General features: G+C 64.4%; 20 protein-coding genes and 1 tRNA gene. 9 read left to right on the plus strand and 12 right to left on the minus strand.

Features of this window, described 5'->3' with window-relative positions; genetic code table 11:
• Positions 1–145: 145 nt before the first annotated feature.
• From CN97_RS04240 to CN97_RS04255, 4 genes are all read left to right on the plus strand, one after another.
• Complete coding sequence (locus CN97_RS04240; protein ID WP_035707632.1) at positions 146–1348, plus strand: flagellin; 1203 nt, start codon at positions 146–148, stop codon at positions 1346–1348.
• A 78-nt stretch (positions 1349–1426) separates the two neighbouring features.
• Positions 1427–1804, plus strand: coding sequence for a flagellar biosynthesis regulator FlaF (gene flaF / locus CN97_RS04245; RefSeq protein ID WP_035707635.1), 378 nt, complete (start codon positions 1427–1429; stop codon positions 1802–1804).
• On the plus strand, positions 1801–2199 hold the full coding sequence (gene flbT, locus CN97_RS04250) for a flagellar biosynthesis repressor FlbT (RefSeq protein WP_035707637.1): 399 nt from the start codon (positions 1801–1803) through the stop codon (positions 2197–2199). Before flaF ends, flbT begins: the two co-directional genes overlap by 4 nt.
• Positions 2196–3023: a DUF1217 domain-containing protein gene (locus tag CN97_RS04255; RefSeq protein WP_035707639.1), complete on the plus strand. Its 828-nt coding sequence runs from the start codon at positions 2196–2198 to the stop codon at positions 3021–3023. Before flbT ends, CN97_RS04255 begins: the two co-directional genes overlap by 4 nt.
• Before the next feature lie 71 nt (positions 3024–3094).
• On the opposite strand, the gene CN97_RS04260 is transcribed toward CN97_RS04255, so the two are convergent.
• The 3 genes from CN97_RS04260 to dapE all read right to left on the minus strand — a co-directional run bounded on the left by CN97_RS04260 (position 3095) and on the right by dapE (position 7991).
• A complete protein-coding gene (locus tag CN97_RS04260) occupies positions 3095–4360 on the minus strand; it encodes a lytic murein transglycosylase (protein ID WP_035707642.1) in 1266 nt (421 codons plus the stop codon).
• 96 nt (positions 4361–4456) lie between these two features.
• Positions 4457–6739: a ribonuclease R gene (gene rnr, locus CN97_RS04265; RefSeq protein WP_035707646.1), complete on the minus strand. Its 2283-nt coding sequence runs from the start codon at positions 6737–6739 to the stop codon at positions 4457–4459.
• A 115-nt stretch (positions 6740–6854) separates the two neighbouring features.
• Positions 6855–7991, minus strand: coding sequence for a succinyl-diaminopimelate desuccinylase (gene dapE / locus CN97_RS04270; protein ID WP_035707649.1), 1137 nt, complete (start codon positions 7989–7991; stop codon positions 6855–6857).
• 235 nt (positions 7992–8226) lie between these two features.
• Between dapE and cysQ the strand changes: the two genes are divergently transcribed.
• From cysQ to galU, 3 genes are all read left to right on the plus strand, one after another.
• Positions 8227–9021, plus strand: coding sequence for a 3'(2'),5'-bisphosphate nucleotidase CysQ (cysQ, locus tag CN97_RS04275; protein ID WP_035707651.1), 795 nt, complete (start codon positions 8227–8229; stop codon positions 9019–9021).
• 7 nt (positions 9022–9028) lie between these two features.
• Entirely contained in the window at positions 9029–9841 is an 813-nt protein-coding gene (locus CN97_RS04280; protein WP_035707654.1) for a 3-deoxy-manno-octulosonate cytidylyltransferase, read from the plus strand.
• 168 nt (positions 9842–10009) lie between these two features.
• Entirely contained in the window at positions 10010–10903 is an 894-nt protein-coding gene (gene galU, locus CN97_RS04285; protein ID WP_035707656.1) for a UTP--glucose-1-phosphate uridylyltransferase GalU, read from the plus strand.
• Between the two features lie 117 nt (positions 10904–11020).
• Here galU and CN97_RS04290 read toward each other — a convergent pair whose 3' ends face one another.
• The 9 genes from CN97_RS04290 to CN97_RS04330 all read right to left on the minus strand — a co-directional run bounded on the left by CN97_RS04290 (position 11021) and on the right by CN97_RS04330 (position 17169).
• Positions 11021–11485 carry a PTS sugar transporter subunit IIA gene (locus CN97_RS04290; RefSeq protein WP_035707659.1) on the minus strand — a complete coding sequence of 155 codons (465 nt, stop codon included), beginning with the start codon at positions 11483–11485 and terminating at the stop codon, positions 11021–11023.
• A gap of 36 nt (positions 11486–11521) precedes the next feature.
• Positions 11522–12097 carry a ribosome hibernation-promoting factor, HPF/YfiA family gene (gene hpf, locus CN97_RS04295; RefSeq protein WP_035707662.1) on the minus strand — a complete coding sequence of 192 codons (576 nt, stop codon included), beginning with the start codon at positions 12095–12097 and terminating at the stop codon, positions 11522–11524.
• Positions 12098–12108: 11 nt separating this feature from the next.
• The gene (locus CN97_RS19720; protein WP_242685232.1) at positions 12109–13467 is read right to left on the minus strand and encodes an RNA polymerase factor sigma-54; all 1359 of its coding nucleotides are present in this window, start codon (positions 13465–13467) and stop codon (positions 12109–12111) included.
• Between the two features lie 16 nt (positions 13468–13483).
• Positions 13484–14242 (minus strand): LPS export ABC transporter ATP-binding protein, encoded by a 759-nt coding sequence (gene lptB, locus CN97_RS04305; RefSeq protein ID WP_035708329.1) that lies wholly within the window; start codon positions 14240–14242, stop codon positions 13484–13486.
• Between the two features lie 5 nt (positions 14243–14247).
• Entirely contained in the window at positions 14248–14796 is a 549-nt protein-coding gene (gene lptA, locus CN97_RS04310) for a lipopolysaccharide transport periplasmic protein LptA (protein ID WP_035707669.1), read from the minus strand.
• Entirely contained in the window at positions 14793–15461 is a 669-nt protein-coding gene (locus CN97_RS04315) for a hypothetical protein (protein WP_051910949.1), read from the minus strand. Before CN97_RS04315 ends, lptA begins: the two co-directional genes overlap by 4 nt.
• Positions 15462–15465: 4 nt before the next feature.
• Entirely contained in the window at positions 15466–16428 is a 963-nt protein-coding gene (locus CN97_RS04320; RefSeq protein ID WP_035707672.1) for a KpsF/GutQ family sugar-phosphate isomerase, read from the minus strand.
• A 16-nt stretch (positions 16429–16444) separates the two neighbouring features.
• Positions 16445–17056: a ribonuclease D gene (locus tag CN97_RS04325; protein WP_035707673.1), complete on the minus strand. Its 612-nt coding sequence runs from the start codon at positions 17054–17056 to the stop codon at positions 16445–16447.
• 28 nt (positions 17057–17084) lie between these two features.
• Positions 17085–17169, minus strand: a tRNA-Leu gene (locus CN97_RS04330).
• 172 nt (positions 17170–17341) lie between these two features.
• On the opposite strand from CN97_RS04330, the gene CN97_RS04335 reads away from it, so the two are divergent.
• Both CN97_RS04335 and CN97_RS04340 read left to right on the plus strand, forming a co-directional pair.
• A complete protein-coding gene (locus CN97_RS04335; RefSeq protein WP_035707674.1) occupies positions 17342–18328 on the plus strand; it encodes a complex I NDUFA9 subunit family protein in 987 nt (328 codons plus the stop codon).
• 44 nt (positions 18329–18372) lie between these two features.
• Positions 18373–19176, plus strand: a complete 804-nt coding sequence (locus CN97_RS04340) for an undecaprenyl-diphosphate phosphatase (RefSeq protein ID WP_035707677.1) — start codon at positions 18373–18375, stop codon at positions 19174–19176.
• Positions 19177–19206 lie beyond the last annotated feature (30 nt).

The following is a 19206-nucleotide window of genomic DNA, read 5'->3' on the forward strand; positions in this document are numbered from 1 at the left end:
GCTTTAGGAATTCGTTAGAGATTTGACGCCATTATGAAGAGGCATCCAGGGAGATGGCGCGGACAAATCCGTATTGGGCAGAAGGCCGAACCAGCCAATTCACGGCGCAACGGGCGCAAAACGCGTCCTTATCAGGGGAATTCCTATGTCCAGCATTCTGACCAACTCGAGCGCAATGGTTGCTCTTCAGACTCTGAAGGGAATCAATAGCAGCCTTGCAAAAACACAGGACGAGATTTCCACCGGAAAGTCGGTCGCTTCCGCCAAAGACAACGCAGCCGTCTGGGCTATTTCCAAGACGATGGAATCCGACGTGGCGAGCTTCAAGGCGGTGTCCGACGGTCTTTCCCAGGCGAAGTCCACCATCGCTGTTGCCCGGACTGCGGTGGAATCGATTGCCGAGGACCTGACTTCGATCAAAGGCAAGATCGTCGCTGCGCAGCAGGGGACGGGATCTGCCGAACTGCAAAAGGACATCGAGGGGGTTATCGCGAACATCAAGTCCACGATCAGCACGGCTCAGTTCAGCGGTATCAGCTTGCTGGAAGGAACGGGGTCGGTCGACTATCTCGCCTCTCTGGATCGCAGCGCCGACGGTTCGGTGACGCCGACCAAGATCAGCGTCGAGAAACAGGATCTGTCTATCGGCACCTACACGGCGAAGGCCGCCTTTACCGGTTCGGACGGGGCTTCAACGGCAGCGGATACCTTTGCGACTACTGTAGACGGTGGCGGGGCGAGCACCAATATTGTCATCGACAACGATACCAATGCCCTGGCCGCGGGCGACCGCATTTCGGTGACGATCGGCGACAAGACCGCGAGCTACACCGTCACCGCGGACGATGTCGCCTCCTCGACGCCGGCGGATCTGGTCGCGGTTGGCCTCAAGGGTGCGGTGGAGGCCTTGGGTATCGAGGGTGTCAGCCTTGACTACGACAGCGGTACCCCAGGGACGCTGGTGCTGACCAATAACGGAACAGGGGATCTGGCTGTTTCCGGTCGTTTCCAGAATGCTGGCAGCGGTGGCCTTGGTGCGCTGGATTCCATTGACGTGAGCACGGCAGCAGGCGCTGCATCGGCGCTGACGGCGATCGAAGGGCTTCTCGATACGGTAAAGACCGCCGGCGCGACCCTCGGCTCCACTGAGGGCCGCGTCGAGAAGCAGGCGAACTTCATCAGCAAGCTTTCCGACGCTCTGACGCAGGGTATCGGCGCCATGGTGGACGCAGATATGGAGGAGGCCTCCGCGCGGCTGCAGGCTCTGCAGGTGCAGCAGCAACTCGGGATTCAGGCGCTGTCGATCGCGAACTCCGCACCGCAGAACGTGCTTTCCCTCTTCCGCTAATATCGTCCGCGGCGGGGCTTCAGCCTCGCCGCGCCTTTTGTCCGAGCGTTGAGCCATGTGTCGCTGAAAGGATGCATCTTGAACGCAATCGAGAAGGCGCGAAGCGCCTATGCGCGAACCGAGCCTCTGCTAGGGACGGAACGTGATCTGGAGTACGAGGCCTTTGCAAGAGCGACACGGCAACTTCGTGCCGCGGTCGCTGGTGGCCGGGCTGCCTTTCCGGCGCTGGTCCAAGGGCTTCATGACAATCGTAGATTGTGGACTGTTCTGGCGACGGATGTCGCGAGCCAGGGCAACGCATTACCGCCCGCGCTTCGAGCGCAAATCTTCTATCTTGCAGAGTTTGTGCGGGTTCAGAGTGATCGCGTATTGGACGGCAGCGCGGAAGTGGAAGCGCTCATCGAGATCAATATGGCTGTCATGGCCGGACTCCGGCAACGGGGGGCAGGCTGTTGAGTGGATTGGTTCTCAAGCTTGCCCCTGGTGAAAGGCTGCTGGTCAACGGGGCCGTTATTGAGAACGGCGACAGGCGATCGCGATTTTCGATCATAACGCCAGGCGCCCGCATTCTCCGCCTTCGCGATGCGCTTCACCCCCGGGATGCGACAACGCCTGTCAGCCGGGCATGCTATATGGCCCAGTTGGTTCTTTCTGGCGATGCAACGGAACAGGCGGCATGTCCTGATCTCTTGGCAGCAATAGATCAACTGGAGGATATCATGATCGATGGACCAAGCCGGGCGCTGCTATCGCAGGCTCGGCAGAGCGTTGGTTCACATCAGTACTATGCGGCTTTGAAAGCGCTGCGTGGCTTGCTGCCGCGGGAAGCACGGCTTCTGGCTGAAGAATGAGCTTTGGCCCGGTCATTCCCGTTGGTGGATATGCCGGATGGCGATTCCTTCAGCGTACGGTGGAGGTCCAGAAGGAAACTTTTGTCGCTTCCGCGAAAATGCAGCGCGACGAAGCATATTTCAGAGACCGCATCGGCGGCATTTCCAGCGCAGAGGAGCTTGTCGCCGACCGCCGCCTGCTTCAGATCGCGCTCGGGGCCTTCGGTCTGGGTGAGGATATCGGCAACAAATACTTCATCCGTAAAGTATTGGAAGATGGAGTCAGTGAACGAACCGCCCTCGCCAATCGGCTTTCCAACAAAGCCTATGCCGAGATGGCATCAACCTTCTCCTTTTCCGAGGATCCTCCTTTCACGCAGCGGGAAGGTTTTGCGGATGCCATCCTCGCCGCATACAAGACGCGCGCGTTTGAGGCGGCGGTGGGGGATAGCAACGACGACATGCGTCTTGCGTTGAATGCGCAGCGTGAGTTGGAAAAAATCGCGGAGCGAAACGGATCGGAGAATACTCTGTGGTATGCCGTGCTGGGGTCGAAGCCTTTGCGGACCGTTTTCGAACGCGCGTTTGCCTTGCCCTCCACTTTCGGCGCTCTCGACATAGATTTGCAGCTGCGAACGATGAAGAGCCGTGCCCAGAGCATACTCGGCCAGAGCAGCATCACGCAGTTTGCCGATCCTGAACAGTCCGAAGCGCTGATCCGTCGCTTCCTCTTGATGTCCGATCTTCAATCGGGACTATCACAAAACGCACCCGGCGCAGGAGCACTCTCCCTGCTGCGGGGGCAGGGGAGCGCTGCTTCCCTGCTTTCCATCTTGCGACGGTAGCAGCGGGAGTTACGACGAGGGCAGGCGGGCACAGATCACGGGGAGGCGTCGAGCCAGCCCTTTCGCAGCTGTCATCGCAGGCGATTGAGCAGATCGTAGGATGGATAGCCGTCTGGCGTCATGCCGCTTGCGACCTGATAGCCCCGGATGGCTGCGATCGTGTCGGGGCCGATTTTGCCATCCGCCCCCCCGGGATCAAAGCCGGCGCGGGCGAGGCGCTGCTGCAATTCCGTTCTCTCCGCCTGTGTAAGCGCTCTGTCCGTCCTGGGCCAGGCGGCGAGGAAGGGACCGCCGCCCTTCAGCCGATCAGAGAGGTGACCGACACCCATCACATAACTGTCGGCAGCATTGTAGCGCGAGATGGCGCGGAAATTGTTGAAGATCAGGAAAGCGGGCCCGTTCGCGCCGGCAGGCTGAAGCACGGATGCCGCCCCATGATCCCGCAGCCTTGTGCCGTCGGCCGAACGGATGCCCAGAGAGGACCATTCCGCGACACTCTTGCGCGTGCCCTTGCCCGCGAGAGAATGGTTGAACCCGGCGGGAAGCACCACTTCCACCCCCCAGGGCTGCCCGCGCGTCCAACCGGAGCGTGCCAGATAGGCTGCGGTGGATGCGAGCGCGTCAGACGGATCATCGGACCAGATGTCCCGCTTGCCGTCGCCATGGAAGTCCACGGCGTAGAGCAGGTAGCTCGTCGGGATGAACTGCGTGTGTCCCATCGCCCCGGCCCAGGAGCCGGTCATGTGGCGCGCATCGACATCGCCGGCCTGAATGATTTTCAGTGCGGCGATGAGCTGCTGCTCGAAGAAGGCACCGCGTCGTCCGTCATAGGCCAGGGTCGCAAGCGAGGGGATCACAGGCATGGTTCCCCGATGGCTTCCATAGGAGCTTTCCATGCCCCAGACCGCGACAACCACCTCACGCTCGACGCCGTAGCGTGCCTCGATCTCGTCCAGCACCCGGCGATTCTCGGCCAGGGCCTTGCGTCCGTTCTCGATCCGCGTGTCGGAGACGGCGCTGTCCAGGTATTGCCAGATGGCGCGCGTGAACTCCGCCTGATTGCGGTCGCGCTGAACCACGTCCGGGACGTAGCCCACGCCGGCGAAGGCAGAATCGAAGGTGCGCAGCGAGATCCCCTGCGCTACCGCCCGCCCCCGGAAACCGGAGAGCCAGCTGTCGAAACCCCGATCCTCCACCATGTTCAAAGCCTGCGCCGTGGCGGGGGCGCGCGGAAAATCACGGGTTTCCGCAGAGGAACGCGAGACCCAGTCGGACGACCCGCAGGCGGGAAGTGCGATGAGGCCGGCCACCGCAACGGCGGTCAAGGAATTGCGCATACTGTCACCTGCTCGATATTCTTTTTGTTGCGCCGATGGTAGCAACGGAAGACCGATCTGCAAAGCGTTGTGGTGGTCGCAGGTGAAGCTTTCGTCCTATCTTTCCCGCTTGCGGCGGGTCAGCTTGCGGGAGGTTGCATCCTTGCGCGCCTTGGCCGGACCCGGCTTGCGCCCTTTGGGCGCACCCGTCCGCCGTCCGCCAGGGCGACCACCCGCCCGCGGCCCGCGCGGCAGTTCATTGTCCTCCAGCGACAGAAGGTCCAGCACCAGCCCACCGGTCACCGGCACTGCCTCCGCCAGCCGGACGGTGACGCGCTGTCCGAGCGAGAGCGTCAGCCCCGTCTGATCGCCCATCAGTGTCTGGCTGTCGGCGTCGAAATGGAAATATTCATGCCCCAGCGCGCGGATCGGGATCAGCCCGTCCGCCCCGGTCTCATCCAGCCGGACGAACACGCCGAAACGGGTGATGCCAGCGATACGGCCGGAAAATTCATTGCCCACCCGCTCAGACAGGTAGGCGGCAAGGTAACGGTCCGTCGTGTCACGTTCCGCCGCCATGGAGCGTCGCTCCGTCTCCGAGATGTGCTCCGCCGTCGCCTCCAGCCCCTCTATATCGGCGGGGGTCAGACCGTCCTTCCCCCAGCCGTGGGCGGAAATCAGGGCGCGATGCACGATGAGGTCGGAATAGCGCCGGATCGGTGAGGTGAAATGCGCATAAGACCGCAGTGCCAGCCCGAAATGGCCGAAATTCTCCGGGTGGTAATAGGCCTGCGTCATCGACCGAAGGGTGGAGATGTTCAGCAGCTGATCGAACGACGTCCCCTCCGCCTGCGCGAGGAGATTGTTGAGATGCCGGGTCTGAAGCACCTGTCCCTTCGCCAGCGTGAAGCCGGACGCCTCCGCCACCTCGCGCAGCGCGTCGAGCTTCTCGGGAGAAGGTTCCTCATGGACGCGGAACAGCAGGGGACGGCGGCGCTGGATCAACTCCTCCGCCGCGGCGACATTGGCGAGGATCATGAACTCCTCGATGAGCTTGTGCGCGTCCAGCCGGTCCCGGAAGGCGACGGAGGCGACGCGTCCGTCTTCCGTCAGGATGATCCGCCGCTCCGGCAGGTCGAGATCCAGTGGCTGACGACGCGCCCGCGCAGCGCTGGCAGCGGCGTAGGCGGCATAGAGCGGCCGGATCACACGGTCCAGCAGGGGTTCGGTCTGGTCGTCGGGGGTGCCATCCTGCGCCGCCTGCACCTGTTCGTAGGTCAGCGAGGCGGCGGAGCGCATGAAGCCCCGCACGAAACGGTGGCTGATCTTGTTGCCCTCCGCATCGAGGCGCATCCGAACGGCGATGCAGGGGCGCCCGACGCCCTCATGGAGCGAGCAGAGATCGCCCGACAGCATGTCCGGCAGCATGGGGACCACCCGGTCAGGGAAGTAGGTGGAATTGCCGCGTTCCCGCGCCTCATGGTCGAGGGCGGATCCGGGCTTCACGTAATGCGCCACATCCGCGATGGCCACCCAGACGATGTGGCCGCCGGGATTGCCTTCCTCGCTATCCGCCTCCGCATAGACCGCATCGTCATGGTCGCGGGCATCGGCGGGGTCGATGGTAACGAGCGGCATGTCGCGCAGATCGTCCCGGCCGCGCGCGGTCGCGGGTTTCATCGCATCGGCTTCGGCGATCACGCGGTCGGGGAAGGCGTCGCGGATGCCGTGCTGATGAATCGCGATGAGCGAGACCGCCTTGGGAGCCGAAGGGTCGCCTAGCCGCTCGACGATGCGCGCCTGGGGCAGGCCCATGCGGGCGCGGTGGCCAAGCTGCTCGGCCTCCACCAGCTCGCCGTCCTGTGCGCCCTGCGTTGCGGTTGCCGCCACGCGCCAGTCACGGTCTGCCCCCTTGTCGATCGGCACGATGCGCCCCCCCTCGGTCTCCTTGCGGAAGACGCCGAGGATGCGGCGCGGATTGCTGCCGATCTTGCGGATCAGCCGGGCCTCGTAATGATGATCCTCCGCTCCCGCCTCCACCACGCGGGCAAGGATGCGGTCGCCGGGGCCGATCGCGGGGTCGGTCTTGCGGAGCACCATCAGGATGCGCGGCTCCGGCCCCTCGCCCTGCCATTCCAGCGCGCGGGCGAAAAGGTCGCCATTGCTGTCGGGCTTCAGTATTTCCAGAACTGAGACCGGGGGCAGCTTTTCCGCATCGCGGTAGCGGCTGCGTTTTCGCTCAAGCTGCCCTTCGGTCTCCAGCTCTTTCAGGATGCGTTTCAGCTCGACCCGCTGATCGCCCTTCACGTTGAAGGCTTTCGCGATGTCGCGTTTGGCCGAAAGGCCGGGATGGGCGGCGATCCACTCAAGGATCTGGGATTTGGAGGGCAGCGGGTTCATGCACACGCCCTACCACAGGCTGCGTGTCCGGTCATCCGGGAAACCGGCGGCGGGGGCAGCGGTCTTCCGGATTTTCACGGCGTTCACAGCGGCAGCGCCCACAGCGGGGGCGGCCTCAGGCGAAGTAGTCCCGCAGGATGCGGGTATAGATCGCCTTGAGGCCCGTGATCTGCGCGACCTCCACCCGCTCGTCCCGCTGGTGCATCGTCTTGCCGACCAGGCCGAACTCCACCACCGGGCAATGGCGGCGCACGAAACGCGCGTCCGACGTGCCCCCGGTGGTGGACAGCGCGGGCGTGATCCCGGTCTCCGCCTCCACGGCGCGGGCGACGAGATCGGAGAGCGGGCCGGGCGGCGTGAGGAAAGCTTCCCCCGATACCTTTGTGCGCAGCTCGAAGGTAATGCCGGTTTCCTCGGTCACGCGGTCGGCCTCCTGACGGATCCAGTCGGTGAGGCTTTGCGAGCTGTGTGTGTCGTTGAAGCGGATGTTGACCGTCGCCCGCGCCTCCGCCGGGATCACGTTGGTGGCCTTGTTGCCGGTATCCACGGTGGTGATGGCGAGGGTGGAGGCATCGAAATGATCCGTGCCGGTGTCGAGCGCGTGGCTCGCCAGCCGGTCCAGAAGCCGGACAAGGCCGGTCAGCGGGTTCTTGGCCCGGTGAGGATAGGCGGAATGGCCCTGGACACCCTTTGCAGTCAGAAAGGCGCTCATGGAGCCTCTCCGCCCGATCTTCATCATGTCGCCCAGCCGCTCCGGGCAGGTGGGTTCGCCGACGAGGCAGACATCCATCCGCTCGCCCTCCGCCTCCATCCAGTCGAGGATGGCGGTGGTGCCGTCCACGCCGTCGCCCTCCTCATCCCCCGTCAGCGTGATGACGATGGAGCCGTCGGGCGGCGTCTCCTGCACGAAATCCACGGCGGCCGCGACGAAGGCGGCCACGCCCGATTTCATGTCGGTCGCGCCGCGCCCCCATATTTCCGCGCCGATCACCTCCCCGCAGAAGGGGTCATGGCTCCAGCCTTCGCCGGGGGGGACCACATCCGTATGCCCGTTGAAGCCGAAACTCTGGCCGTTTCCGCCGTTGCCCCAGCGGGCGAACAGGTTGGCGATGCCGTTCCGATCCACCCGTGTGCAGGCGAAGCCGGCCTCGGTCAGAACCCGTTCCATGAGGAGGAGCGCTCCGCCCTCCTCCGGGGTGACGGACGGGCAGCGGATCAGCGCGGCGGTGAGGGCTACGGGATCTGTGGACATGGGCAACCTCCTGCTGTGGGAAGAAGCACTAGCGCGCGGGGTGGCGGAACGGCAATGCTTCCCGCGTGTTTTCCGCCCGCCAGCTTTGTATCCTGGGACGCTGCCTTTATGATGAATGGGCCATGCAAGTGTCCCATTGTGTTTGTTGATGTTTTTCGCGGGCGCCCGTCACTTGCCTGCTTGCCCCGCAGCGATCTACAGCGCTATCAGGCGCGGAGCGGAGGAGTGAGACGCCATGGATTTCAAGTTGATCGAGCGCGTCTTTCGCGACCTCGCCCTGGCGGCGGGGCGGGAGATCCTTGCCATCTACCATAGCGGAACGCTCGGCACGCGGGCCAAGGCCGATGACAGCCCGGTGACGCTGGCCGATCTCGCCGCGGACCGGGTGATCTCGGAGGGGCTGCGGGCTGCCTTTCCGAACCTTCCGCTGGTCACGGAGGAGCAGGCCGCGACCCATGCGGCGCAGCCGCGGACCTTCCTGATCGTCGATCCGCTGGACGGGACGAAGGAATTCGTACGCAGGCGGGCGGATTTCACCGTGAACATCGCGCTGGTGGAGGAGGGGCGGCCAATTCGCGGCGTGGTCTACGCCCCGGCGCGGGGGCGGCTTTTCTATACGGACGCCGCAGGCCGCGCGGTGGAGGAGGAGGGGCCGTTCGGCCCGGAACCCGGCCCGCTCCGCCCGCTCCATGTCCGCACACCTGACAATGACGCGCTGATCGTTGTCGCCTCCAAGTCCCACAGGGACGCGGCGACGGAGGACTACATCGCGCGCTACAACGTCGCCTCGTCGGAGGCCGCAGGGTCGTCGCTGAAGTTCTGCCTCGTCGCTTCGGGGGAGGCGGATCTCTATCCGCGCCTCGGGCCGACGATGGAGTGGGATACGGCGGCGGGGGATGCCGTGCTGCGTGCCGCGGGGGGCGAGGTGGCGCGTCTCGACGACCTCTCTCCGCTGACATATGGCAAGCCGGGGTTCCGCAATCCGACCTTTGTCGCCTACGCTCCGGGCGTCGCCGTCCTTCCAGCCTGAGGTGTTCATGAAGACGCTCATCGTCATTCCGGCCCGCTACGCCTCCACCCGCTATCCCGGAAAGCCGCTCGTCCCGCTTACCGGGCCGGATGGGGTGTCCCGCACGCTGATCCAGCGGTCATGGGAGGCCGCGATCGCGGTTGGCGGCATCGAGCGGGTGGTGGTCGCCACGGACGACGACCGGATTCGCGCGGCGGCGGAAGCCTTCGGCGCCGAGGTCGTGATGACCCCGGATACCTGCCGCAACGGGACCGAACGCTGCGCTGCAGCACATGCGGCGCTGGGCGGCGGCTATGATGTCGTCGTCAATCTGCAGGGAGATGCGCCGCTCACCCCTCACTGGTTTGTCGAAGACCTGATCGCCGGCCTCAAGCAGGCACCGGAGGCGGAGATCGCCACACCGGTGCTGCGCTGCGATGGTGCGATGCTGGAGGGGCTGCTGGCCGATCGTCGCGCGGGTCGCGTGGGCGGCACGACCGCCGTCTTTGGCGCTGAGGGGAGGGGGCTTTACTTCTCCAAGGAGGTGATTCCCTTTACCTCTCAGTCCTATGATCCGCAGGAACCGACGCCGGTCTTCCACCATGTCGGTGTCTACGCCTATCGTCCTGAGGCGCTGGCAGCCTATCCCGGCTGGGAGGCCGGGCCGCTGGAAACGCTTGAGGGGCTGGAGCAGCTTCGGTTTCTGGAGAATGGCCGTCCGGTGCTTTGTGTCGAAGTTGCGGCACGCGGAATGGAATTCTGGGAACTTAACAACCCGGAGGACGTTCCGAAGATCGAAGCGATGCTCGCCCGAAGGATGCGGGCCGTGAGCGGAGAATAGGCGGTATTTTGCCTAAATTGTCAGCAACTTTTCTGGCAAAATGGCAGATGGGTGCTACTATCTTTCCGCAGATGCATAACTACGTCGTACCGTCATAGAATGCGCTATAGTGTTGGTGTAGTCGCGTCGGAATTGGCCGGCGCTGAACGCCACAGTTCGGAGACCCGAATGAAGACCAAAGTAACCAAGGCCATTTTCCCCGTCGCTGGCTTGGGAACGCGGTTCCTCCCCGCGACCAAATCCGTGCCGAAGGAGATCATGACCCTCGTTGATCGTCCGCTGATCCAGTACGCGATCGACGAGGCGCGGGCTGCGGGGATTGAAGAGTTCATTTTTGTAACCTCCAAGGGCAAGAGCGCGCTGGAAGACTACTTCGACAATGCGCCCGAGCTTGAAAACTCGCTCCGCAAGTCGGGCAAGACCGACCTGCTGGAAATCCTTCAGTCCACCTACATGGACTCCGGTGAGATCGCTTATATCCGCCAGCACAAGGCCCTCGGCCTCGGTCACGCGGTGTGGTGCGCCCGGAACCTCGTGGGAGATGAGCCCTTCGCGGTGATCCTGCCCGATGACGTCATCGCGGCCGAGCGGCCCTGCCTGCAGCAGATGGTGGAAGCTTATGCCGAAACCGGCGGTAATATCGTCGCTGCCATGGAAGTGCTGCCGGAGAAGGCGTCCTCCTACGGTGTGCTCGACATCGCCGATGACATGGGGTCGCTGGTAAGGGCGAAGGGCATGGTGGAAAAGCCGAAGAAGGGGGAGGCTCCGTCGAACCTCGCCGTCATCGGCCGCTACATCCTGCAACCCAAGGTCATGCAGCATCTCAACGAGAAAAAGGAAGGCGCGGGCGGGGAGATCCAGCTCACCGACGCCATTGCCCGTGAGATCACCGAATCCGGCAATGTCTATGGCTTCCGCTTCCGCGGTCAGCGGTTCGATTGCGGCTCCAAGGCAGGCTTCCTTCAGGCCACCGTCGCATTCGGTCTGGCACGCGAAGAGCTGCACGACGAATTTGCCGATTACCTGAACGAGATCGTTCCGATCCAGAAGGCGGCGCAGTAAACCTTGGGGCGACCGTGCCGTTAAGGCGCGGTTGCATCGCCTTTCCGGGGCATACCAGGGAATTCAAAACAAAAGGCCGCTCGGAAAGAGCGGCCTTTTCGTTATTGTGCCGAGTCCTCAGCCGGCTGCGACGGGGCGGGCTTCGGTCAGGATCGCGTGCAGCTTGGCCGGATCCACATTCGCCCGCAGCTTGGCGCAGATCTGGGCGTCACGCATCGTGCGGGATACCAGCGCCAGCGCCTTCAAATGCTCGACCCCGCTATCCTTCGGCGCGAAGAGCGCGAAGATCAGGTCGACCGGCTGCCGGTCAACAGCGTCGAAATCCAGCGGTTTTTCCAGCCGGACAAAGGCGCCGACCACCCTGTCCACCCCGTCGAGCCGGGCATGGGGCAGGGCGATGCCGTGCCCCACGCCCGTAGGGCCAAGGCTTTCCCGCTCCTGCAACGCATCGGTCGCAGATGCGGCGTCCAGATCATAGGCCGCCGCGGCGATTTCGCCGAGTTCCTGAAACAAGCGCTTCTTGCTTGTCAGATGACCGATGACCTTGACGGCCCCGGGCTTGAGAAGGCTCGATATATCCATGGAGCTCTTTCGTCCGGCGCCGCCGGTCAGGCAGCGCTACCTCGTGTTACGCGGGTCGATCCAGCCGATATTCCCGTCATCGCGACGATATACAACGTTCACGCCGCCGTGTCCTTCATTTCGAAAGACCAGAAGAGACGACCCCGCCAGTTCCATCTGCATCACCGCTTCGCCCACAGATACGGAAGGTATGCGCGCTTCCATTTCCGCGATGATCATCGGTTGCAGTGTTTCGGGTTCGACATCCTCGGGTCCGTCACTCGCGGCGAGGATATACGAGGAACCCCCGTCAAAGACAACCGGCTGCGCGCGGTTCCTCTGATGCGCCTTCAGGCGGCGGCGGTAGCGGCGAAGCTGCTTCTCCATCTTTTCCGTGCATGCCGCAAAGGCAGCATAGATTTCGGTTGCCGTTCCCTTGGCCTGAATGGACAGGCCGCTCGGAAGGTGGAGGGTCGCTTCGCAGGCGAACTCATAGGAATTGCGGGAGAAAGTGACGAGGGCATCCGTCGGTTCCTGCGCATATTTGAGCGCGAGGGCGTCGATCTCCGTACGCACATGCGTCTGGAGTGCCTCGCCGATGTCGAGCTGCTTGCCGCTGATCTGGTAGCGCATAATCTCTCCTTTCAGGCTCCAGAGGGAAACCCGCGCGCGCCGCGCCGGTTCATTTCCCCGTGGTCGTTACCCCGGTCCCCGCCACCCTCCATCCGCGTCAGGCGCACCGAACGGCGGCGCTGCGCCGAAGATGGAATCCGCATGCTTTCGCGGTATTTGGCGACGGTTCGCCGGGAAATGTCAACGCCGCGGCCGCGGAGAAGGTCGCACAGCACGGCGTCGGAAAGGGGGTTTTGGGGCGGTTCTGCGGCGATCAGACGCAGGAGATGCTGCCGGACGGCGGCGCTCGACACCGATGGGTTTTCAGCGCCCTCGGTGGTGGAGAGCGCGCTCGAGAAGAACATGGAAAGCGGCAGCAACCGGCCTTCGAAGATCAGCGTCTTCGCGGTGATCGCCCGTCCGAGGGTAGAGGGGTGCAGCGCGAGTTCCTCCGCCAGCGCGCTCCGCGTCAGCGGCTTGAGCGCATCGGGGCCCGAAAGAAAGAAGTCGGCCTGCCTCGCAAGGATCGCCTGGCCGATTCGAAGCAGCGTCGCCTGCCGCCATTCGACCGCGGCGACCAGCGCCCGCGCCTGCGCAATCCGCGCCTCGACGCTTTCGCCCCCGCGAAGCGCCTGAAGAAGCCGAGCATCCAGTGACAGGGCGAATGGGCGCGCCCGCTCCACAAAGATGCCTCCATCGTCGCGGCGCAGGACGCGCAGGTCCGGCAGTGACAGCCCGGAAGCCGACAGGATCGCGTCCGCGACCGGAGCGTTGGGCAGGCCCCGCAAAAGCGCGCGGACCCGCTTCAAGAGGGCGGGGGACAGATCGGGCAGTGCGGGGAGGGCGCGTCGCTGACGAAGACTTCCCGCCGGTCGCGCGACAAGCGCGGCTATCCGATGCGCGGTCGGCTGGTCGATCCCGTCTTCCTCGAGCCGCGCCGCGAGAAATTCCGTGAAACTGCGGGAGCCGACGCCGGTCGGCTCACAGGTTTTCAGCGCGGTCACGGCGGCTTCGGCGAGGTCCGCGGATTGTCCGGCCGCTGCCAGCAGAGCGCTGGCCTCCCCCTCAAGATAGCCATCCGGTCCGACATGGGCGGCCAGCGTCAGGGCCGCACGGGAGAGCGCCGCGGGCAGCGACTTCATGCGGATCTGCGCCGTCAAATCCTCCGTCAGCGGGCGCACTGCCGCCACCGTGCCGAGCGCCCGGTCATAGAGCGCGCCGCCGCTTTCCCGTCGGCGGGCGCGAAACCTCAGGAAAGGGTTCTCCGCCGCTTCCGCGGCCAGCGTCTCCATCAGCCCCGGAGTAGGCATCGCGAGCAGCCCGATCGACTGACGCAGTGCCGGCGTCAGCGCGAGCCGCTGCTGATGTTTCAGGCCGAGCCTGGGTGTCACGGCCAAGTCTGCCCCCTCAACTGTAGGTGAAGGCCTCCCCGAGATAGACGCGTCGCACGTCGGGGTTGCTGACCACCTCTGCCGCCGTGCCGCTCATCAGCACGGTACCATCATGGAGGATATAGGCCCGATCGACGATTTCCAGTGTCTCGCGCACGTTATGGTCGGTGATGAGGACGCCGATGCCCCGCGCGCTCAGATCCTTCACCAGATCGCGGATATCGGAGATGGAGATGGGATCGACCCCTGCGAAGGGTTCGTCGAGCAGCAGGTAGCGGGGATTGGCGGCGAGGCTCCGCGCGATCTCCACCCGACGCCGTTCCCCCCCCGACAGGGCCAGCGCGGGAGAATTGCGCAAGTGAGTGATGGAAAATTCCGAAAGCAGTTCCTCCAGCCGCTCACGGCGACGGTGACGGTGCTTCTCGGAGATCTCCAGAATGGCGAGGATATTGTCCTCCACCGACAGGCCGCGAAAGATCGACATCTCCTGCGGCAGATACCCGACGCCGAGCCGCGCGCGGCGATACATCGGCAGGCCGGAGGCATCCTGCCCGTCGATGATGACCTCCCCCCCGTCGGCCATGACCAGACCTGCGATGGCATAGAAACAGGTCGTCTTGCCGGAGCCGTTCGGGCCCAGCAGCCCGACCACCTCGCCGCGGGCGAGATGAAGGGACACATCGCGGATGATCGTGCGCTTGCCGTAACTCTTGCGCAGGCCACGCACGACAAGCCCGGTGGGCGCAGCCGGTTGCGGCGGGGTGGGGCGGGGCATCCGCATCAGCGGTTGCCCCGACCGGACGAGGAACCCTGCGGGGTGCCGGACTGGATGACGGTCCGGACGCGCCCCTCCATCCGGCCCGTGCCGCTCTCCACATTGACGACGAGGCGCTGACCGGTGATCGTGCTGCCGCCCTGGGTGACGACGACACTGCCGGTCATGACGATCTGATTCTGTGCCATCGTATAGACCGCCTCCGCCCCCTTCACGCCGAGGTCGCCGGAGGCGATGAGCACGTTGCCGGTTGCGTGGATGGTGGAAATACCGCTCTCCGACCCGTCTGTTCCCGCAGAATATGTCGCCTCCACCCGGTCGGCGCTCATCCGGGTCGCGCCCTGTATCACCACCACATCGCCGGTAAACACGGCGGTGCCCTTGGCCTGATCCACCTCGAGCTGATTGGAGGTGATCTCCACCGGCTGGTCCGGATCCTGCTTCATCTCGTTGAACTGCAGCCCTACGCCCTGTGCGAGGACGGGCTGGTTCAGGAACGGCGCCAGCGGGAGGAGCAGTAACGCGCCGAGAGCCGCGCGCAGGGCAAGGGTCATGGGGTCTTCCTCTCCTCGGGAGCCTTTGGCTGATACACTATCCGCACGCCTTCGGTGAAAACCAGCCGGTAGTTTTCGCCCCCGCCGTCCCCCCCGGTTTTCTGCCGGAAGACCTGCATCGCCCCGGCCTGCAGCGTGCCCAGCGGCCCACGACCGTCCACGGGACCGGCGGCGTCGAGCTGCCCCGCGTCAAGAAGCGCCGTGACCGTGGCGGCGTGCATCTCGTATCCGTCGGACCGATTGACATCCACGCCGCCGCTCAGCCGGAGCGTCTTGGCACCGGTGTCGACAACCCCCGCCGGTGCGGTCACGACAGTCTCCGCGCCGCTTGGTTCCTCCAGCCGCACGCGCACTTCCTCCGCTGTCGCATGGCCGGGATCCTCCCGGTCGGGTCGGGCGGTGTCGGCGGCGATGGTGACCATGGTGCCATCGGAGGTCACCCCGGCATAGGTCGGATTGGTGATCCGCTGATCCCGGATCAGTGCCTCGATATCCAGATTGGCCTCAGCAAAGGGAATCCCGGAATTCGGGTCGATCCGGTGAGAGATCAGAAAGATGGTCGACAGGATGCCGAGCGCCACGAGAGGCAGGATGACCTTCGCCCAGGCGACGAAGCGGGAGTAGGTGATCCTGCGGGTCGCGCGGGCGGCGGCAGCCTCTGTCATGGTCTCACACCACGCCCGCCCTGAGGCAGTCCTGAATGTGGATGAGGCCTACGGGGTTGCGGCTGCCCTCCGGCTCCACGACGAAGAGCACGGTGATGCGTCGGTCCTGCATCACGGCCAGTGCACGCTCCGCCAGCGCATCGGGGCCGATGGTGCGGGGGGCGGGGGTCATCACCTGCTCCGCCCGCCTGTCCAGAAGTCCGGCCATGTGGCGGCGCAGGTCTCCGTCGGTGATGATCCCGGCAAGGGTGCCGTCCGCCTCCGTCACGCCGGTGACGCCGAAGCCGAGCCGGCTCATCGTCAGAAGCGCATCCGACATGGGTGCGTCCCGCGGGACGAGCGGGAGATCGGTGTGCATGAGGTCGCGCACCTTGAGCAGTCGCGCGCCGAGTTTGCCGCCGGGATGAAAGACGCGGAAATTCTCCGCCGTGAAATGCCGGTGTTCCATCAGTGCGATGGCAAGGGCATCTCCCAGCGCCAGCGTCATCGTGGTGGAAGTGGTGGGCACCAGTCCTTCGCCGCCCGCCTCCGCCGCGGGAGGAAGCACGATCGCCACGTCGGATTGCCGCAGCAGCGTGGACTCCGCCCGGCTTGCCACCCCGATCAGCGGAATGTCGAAGCGGCGGGTATGGGCAAGGATATCGGCGAGCTCCGGCGTCTCGCCGGAGTTGGACAGCACGAGCGCCACATCCTCCCGCGTGACCATGCCGAGGTCGCCGTGGCTGGCCTCTGCCGGGTGCACGAAATGCGCCGGCGTGCCGGTGGAGGCCAGAGTCGCGGCGATCTTTCGCGCAACATGGCCGGATTTCCCCATGCCGGAGACGATCACCCGTCCGCGGGTGGCAAGGATCGTCTCCACCGCCTGCGCAAAGCTGCTGCCGAGCGTATCGGCCAGCAGAACCAGCGCCTCCGCTTCGCGCAGGATCACGCGGCGGCCTGTCTTTATGAAGGTCTCGGCCTCCGTCATCTGTCCTCCTGCAAGGTCAATGCGAGAACAGGTCGGGCTCCGCCCATCCCTTCAGGTCGAGGATGGCCCTGGTCGGCAGGAAGTCAAAGCAGGCCTGTGCCAGCTCCGTCCGATCCTCCCGCGCGAGCCGACGGTCCAGCTCTTCCCGCAGGCGGTGCAGGTAGAGCACGTCCGACGCCGCATATTCGAGCTGCGCTTGGGTCAGCGTTTCCGCGCCCCAGTCGGAGGTTTGCTGTTGCTTGGAAATGTCGACGCCCGCCAGCTCGCTCACCAGATACTTCAGCCCGTGCCGGTCGGTGAAGGTGCGGATGAGCTTGGAGGCGATCTTGGTGCAATACACCGGCGCCGTCAGCGTGCCGAACGCATTGTAGAGCGCCGCAATGTCGAACCGTCCGAAATGGAAGAGCTTCAGCACGTCCGGATCGGCCAGCATGCGCTGCAGGTTCGGAGCACTGGTCTGCCCCTTGCCGATCTGCACCAGATGCGCCTCGCCATTCCCCGCAGACAGCTGAACGAGGCACAACCGATCCCGCCGGGGATCGAGGCCCATCGTCTCCGTATCGATGGCAACGACCGGACCGAGATCAACTCCGTCCGGCAGGTCACCTTGATGAAGATGGATCGCCACGTTCTCACCTTTCCTCGCGGGGAGGGGGTGGTGCCCAGGAGAGGACTCGAACCTCCACGCCTTGCGGCACACGGACCTGAACCGTGCGCGTCTACCAATTCCGCCACCTGGGCCGGTGTCGTGGAGGGCGATGTATCGGGGGCGCAGGGGAGTGTCAACGGCCCTTGTGCGAAATTTTCGTCTCCCGTTCAGATTGCGCGGCGGTGCAGCATCAGCGGCGCGTTTGCGGCTTGTCCGGGGTGGCGCACGATAGTAATCAGGGACGAGACGATGTCGGAGGCAGTCATGCAGAAGCTGGTCACGATCTATGGCGGTTCCGGGTTTGTCGGGCGCTACATCGCGCGGCGGCTCGCGGCAGACGGCTGGCGCATCCGGGTGGCCGTGCGCCGCCCGAACGAGGCGCTGTTTCTGCGCTCCTACGGCTATGTGGGCCAGGTGGAGCCGGTGCTCTGCAATATCCGTGACAACGCTTCGGTGAAAGCGGCGATGGCCGGTGCCGAAGCCGTGGTCAACTGTGTCGGCATCCTGAACCGCGATGGCGCGAATACGTTCGACGCCGTGCAGGTTGAGGGCGCTGAGCGTATCGCGCGGCTTGCCACTGAAGGCGGCGTTGCCCGTCTTGTGCACATCTCCGCGCTTGGCGCCGGAGTGGGTGACAGCGACTATGCCCGGACCAAGGCAGAGGGCGAGGCGCGGGTGCTCGCGGCCTTTCCGAATGCGACGATCCTGCGTCCGTCGATCATCTTCGGCAATGAGGACATGTTCTTCAACCGCTTCGCTGCCATGTCCCGGCTTGGTCCGATCCTGCCGCTGGTCGGGGCGGAGACGCGCTTCCAGCCGGTCTATGTCGATGATGTGGCGCAGGCCGCCGCCATGGGTGTGACGGGCGCGGCGAAGCCCGGCATCTACGAACTCGGCGGGCCGGAAGCGGATACGCTCCGTAATATCATGAAGAAGATGCTCGGTGAGATACATCGCCGTCGCGCCATCCTGAACATGCCGTTCTGGCTTGCGGGGATCGTTGGCGGGACGCTCGACTTCGGTCAGACCGTCACCGGCGGCCTGCTTGCCAACAATACGCTGACGCGGGATCAGGTCCGCAGTCTCCGCCATGACAACGTGGTGTCTGGCGAGACGATGACCTTTGACGATCTCGGCATTACCCCGGTGCATTTCGAGGCGGTGCTTCCCGACTATCTGTGGCGCTACCGTCCGTCCGGCCAATACGACGCTATCAAGAGCAGCGCCCGTAACCTGCGTAAGACGTCCTGACCGCGGGAGGGCCACAACAAGGGCCGTGAAGGCCCGGAGGGACCGTGGAGCATAATACGATCGCCGCCCTGATTCTGGGCGTTCTCGAGGGGCTGACCGAGTTTATCCCCGTATCCTCGACCGGCCATCTCCTGCTTGCCGGCCATTTCCTGAATTTTCACTCCACAGGGCGCAGTTTCGAGGTGGTGATCCAGCTCGGCGCGATTCTGGCGCTCTTGTCGGTCTATGCCGGGCGGCTGTGGCAGCTGTTCAGTGCGGCCCCGCATGACGCCGGCGCCCGGCGCACCATCCTTTCGGTGCTCGTCGCCTTTCTGCCAGCTGCCGTCATCGGTGTTCTGGCGCATGGCTTCATCAAGGATGTGCTGTTCGAGACACCGATGCTGATCGCGATCATGCTGATCCTTGGCGGTTTCGTGCTCCTCTGGGTCGACCGGATGAAGGTTCCGGTGCGGTACGACGATGCAGAGCATCTGCCGGTGTATACCTCGCTGGCGATCGGGTTCTTCCAATGTCTCGCGATGATCCCGGGGGTCTCGCGCTCTGGCGCGACGATCGTCGGGGCCATGCTGCTCGGCACCTCCAAGCGCGCTGCGGCGGAGTTCTCCTTCTTCCTGTCGATGCCGACGATGATCGGCGCGGTGGCTTACGATCTCTTCAAGAACCGCGATGTGCTCGATTCTGCGGCATGGAGCGAAATTGCCATCGGTTTTGTGGCGGCTTTCGTGTCGGCATTGATCGTGGTGCGATGGTTGCTCGGCTATGTGAGCAGGCGCGGTTATTCTTTGTTTGGATGGTGGCGAATCATCGTCGGTGCAGTGGCCTTGATCGCGCTTCTGATCTGGGGATAACTGATAGGTATGCTTTACTGACCTATTTTT

This window comes from Haematobacter massiliensis (assembly GCF_000740795.1).
GTDB classification, from domain to species: domain Bacteria; phylum Pseudomonadota; class Alphaproteobacteria; order Rhodobacterales; family Rhodobacteraceae; genus Haematobacter; species Haematobacter massiliensis.

Bases quoted from the DNA above. Each gene is read 5' to 3' on its own strand.
- CN97_RS04280 (WP_035707654.1), top strand. From the start codon at position 9,029: ATGAAGACGCTCATCGTCATTCCGGCCCGCTACGCCTCCACCCGCTAT.
- CN97_RS04255 (WP_035707639.1), top strand. From the start codon at position 2,196: ATGAGCTTTGGCCCGGTCATTCCCGTTGGTGGATATGCCGGATGGCGA.
- hpf (WP_035707662.1), bottom strand. From the start codon at position 12,097: ATGCGCTACCAGATCAGCGGCAAGCAGCTCGACATCGGCGAGGCACTC.
- lptB (WP_035708329.1), bottom strand. From the start codon at position 14,242: ATGCCCCGCCCCACCCCGCCGCAACCGGCTGCGCCCACCGGGCTTGTC.
- cysQ (WP_035707651.1), top strand. From the start codon at position 8,227: ATGGATTTCAAGTTGATCGAGCGCGTCTTTCGCGACCTCGCCCTGGCG.
- CN97_RS04290 (WP_035707659.1), bottom strand. From the start codon at position 11,485: ATGGATATATCGAGCCTTCTCAAGCCCGGGGCCGTCAAGGTCATCGGT.
- lptA (WP_035707669.1), bottom strand. From the start codon at position 14,796: ATGACCCTTGCCCTGCGCGCGGCTCTCGGCGCGTTACTGCTCCTCCCG.
- dapE (WP_035707649.1), bottom strand. From the start codon at position 7,991: ATGTCCACAGATCCCGTAGCCCTCACCGCCGCGCTGATCCGCTGCCCG.
- CN97_RS04335 (WP_035707674.1), top strand. From the start codon at position 17,342: ATGCAGAAGCTGGTCACGATCTATGGCGGTTCCGGGTTTGTCGGGCGC.
- galU (WP_035707656.1), top strand. From the start codon at position 10,010: ATGAAGACCAAAGTAACCAAGGCCATTTTCCCCGTCGCTGGCTTGGGA.
- rnr (WP_035707646.1), bottom strand. From the start codon at position 6,739: ATGAACCCGCTGCCCTCCAAATCCCAGATCCTTGAGTGGATCGCCGCC.
- CN97_RS04315 (WP_051910949.1), bottom strand. From the start codon at position 15,461: ATGACAGAGGCTGCCGCCGCCCGCGCGACCCGCAGGATCACCTACTCC.
- CN97_RS04260 (WP_035707642.1), bottom strand. From the start codon at position 4,360: ATGCGCAATTCCTTGACCGCCGTTGCGGTGGCCGGCCTCATCGCACTT.
- CN97_RS04240 (WP_035707632.1), top strand. From the start codon at position 146: ATGTCCAGCATTCTGACCAACTCGAGCGCAATGGTTGCTCTTCAGACT.
- CN97_RS04320 (WP_035707672.1), bottom strand. From the start codon at position 16,428: ATGACGGAGGCCGAGACCTTCATAAAGACAGGCCGCCGCGTGATCCTG.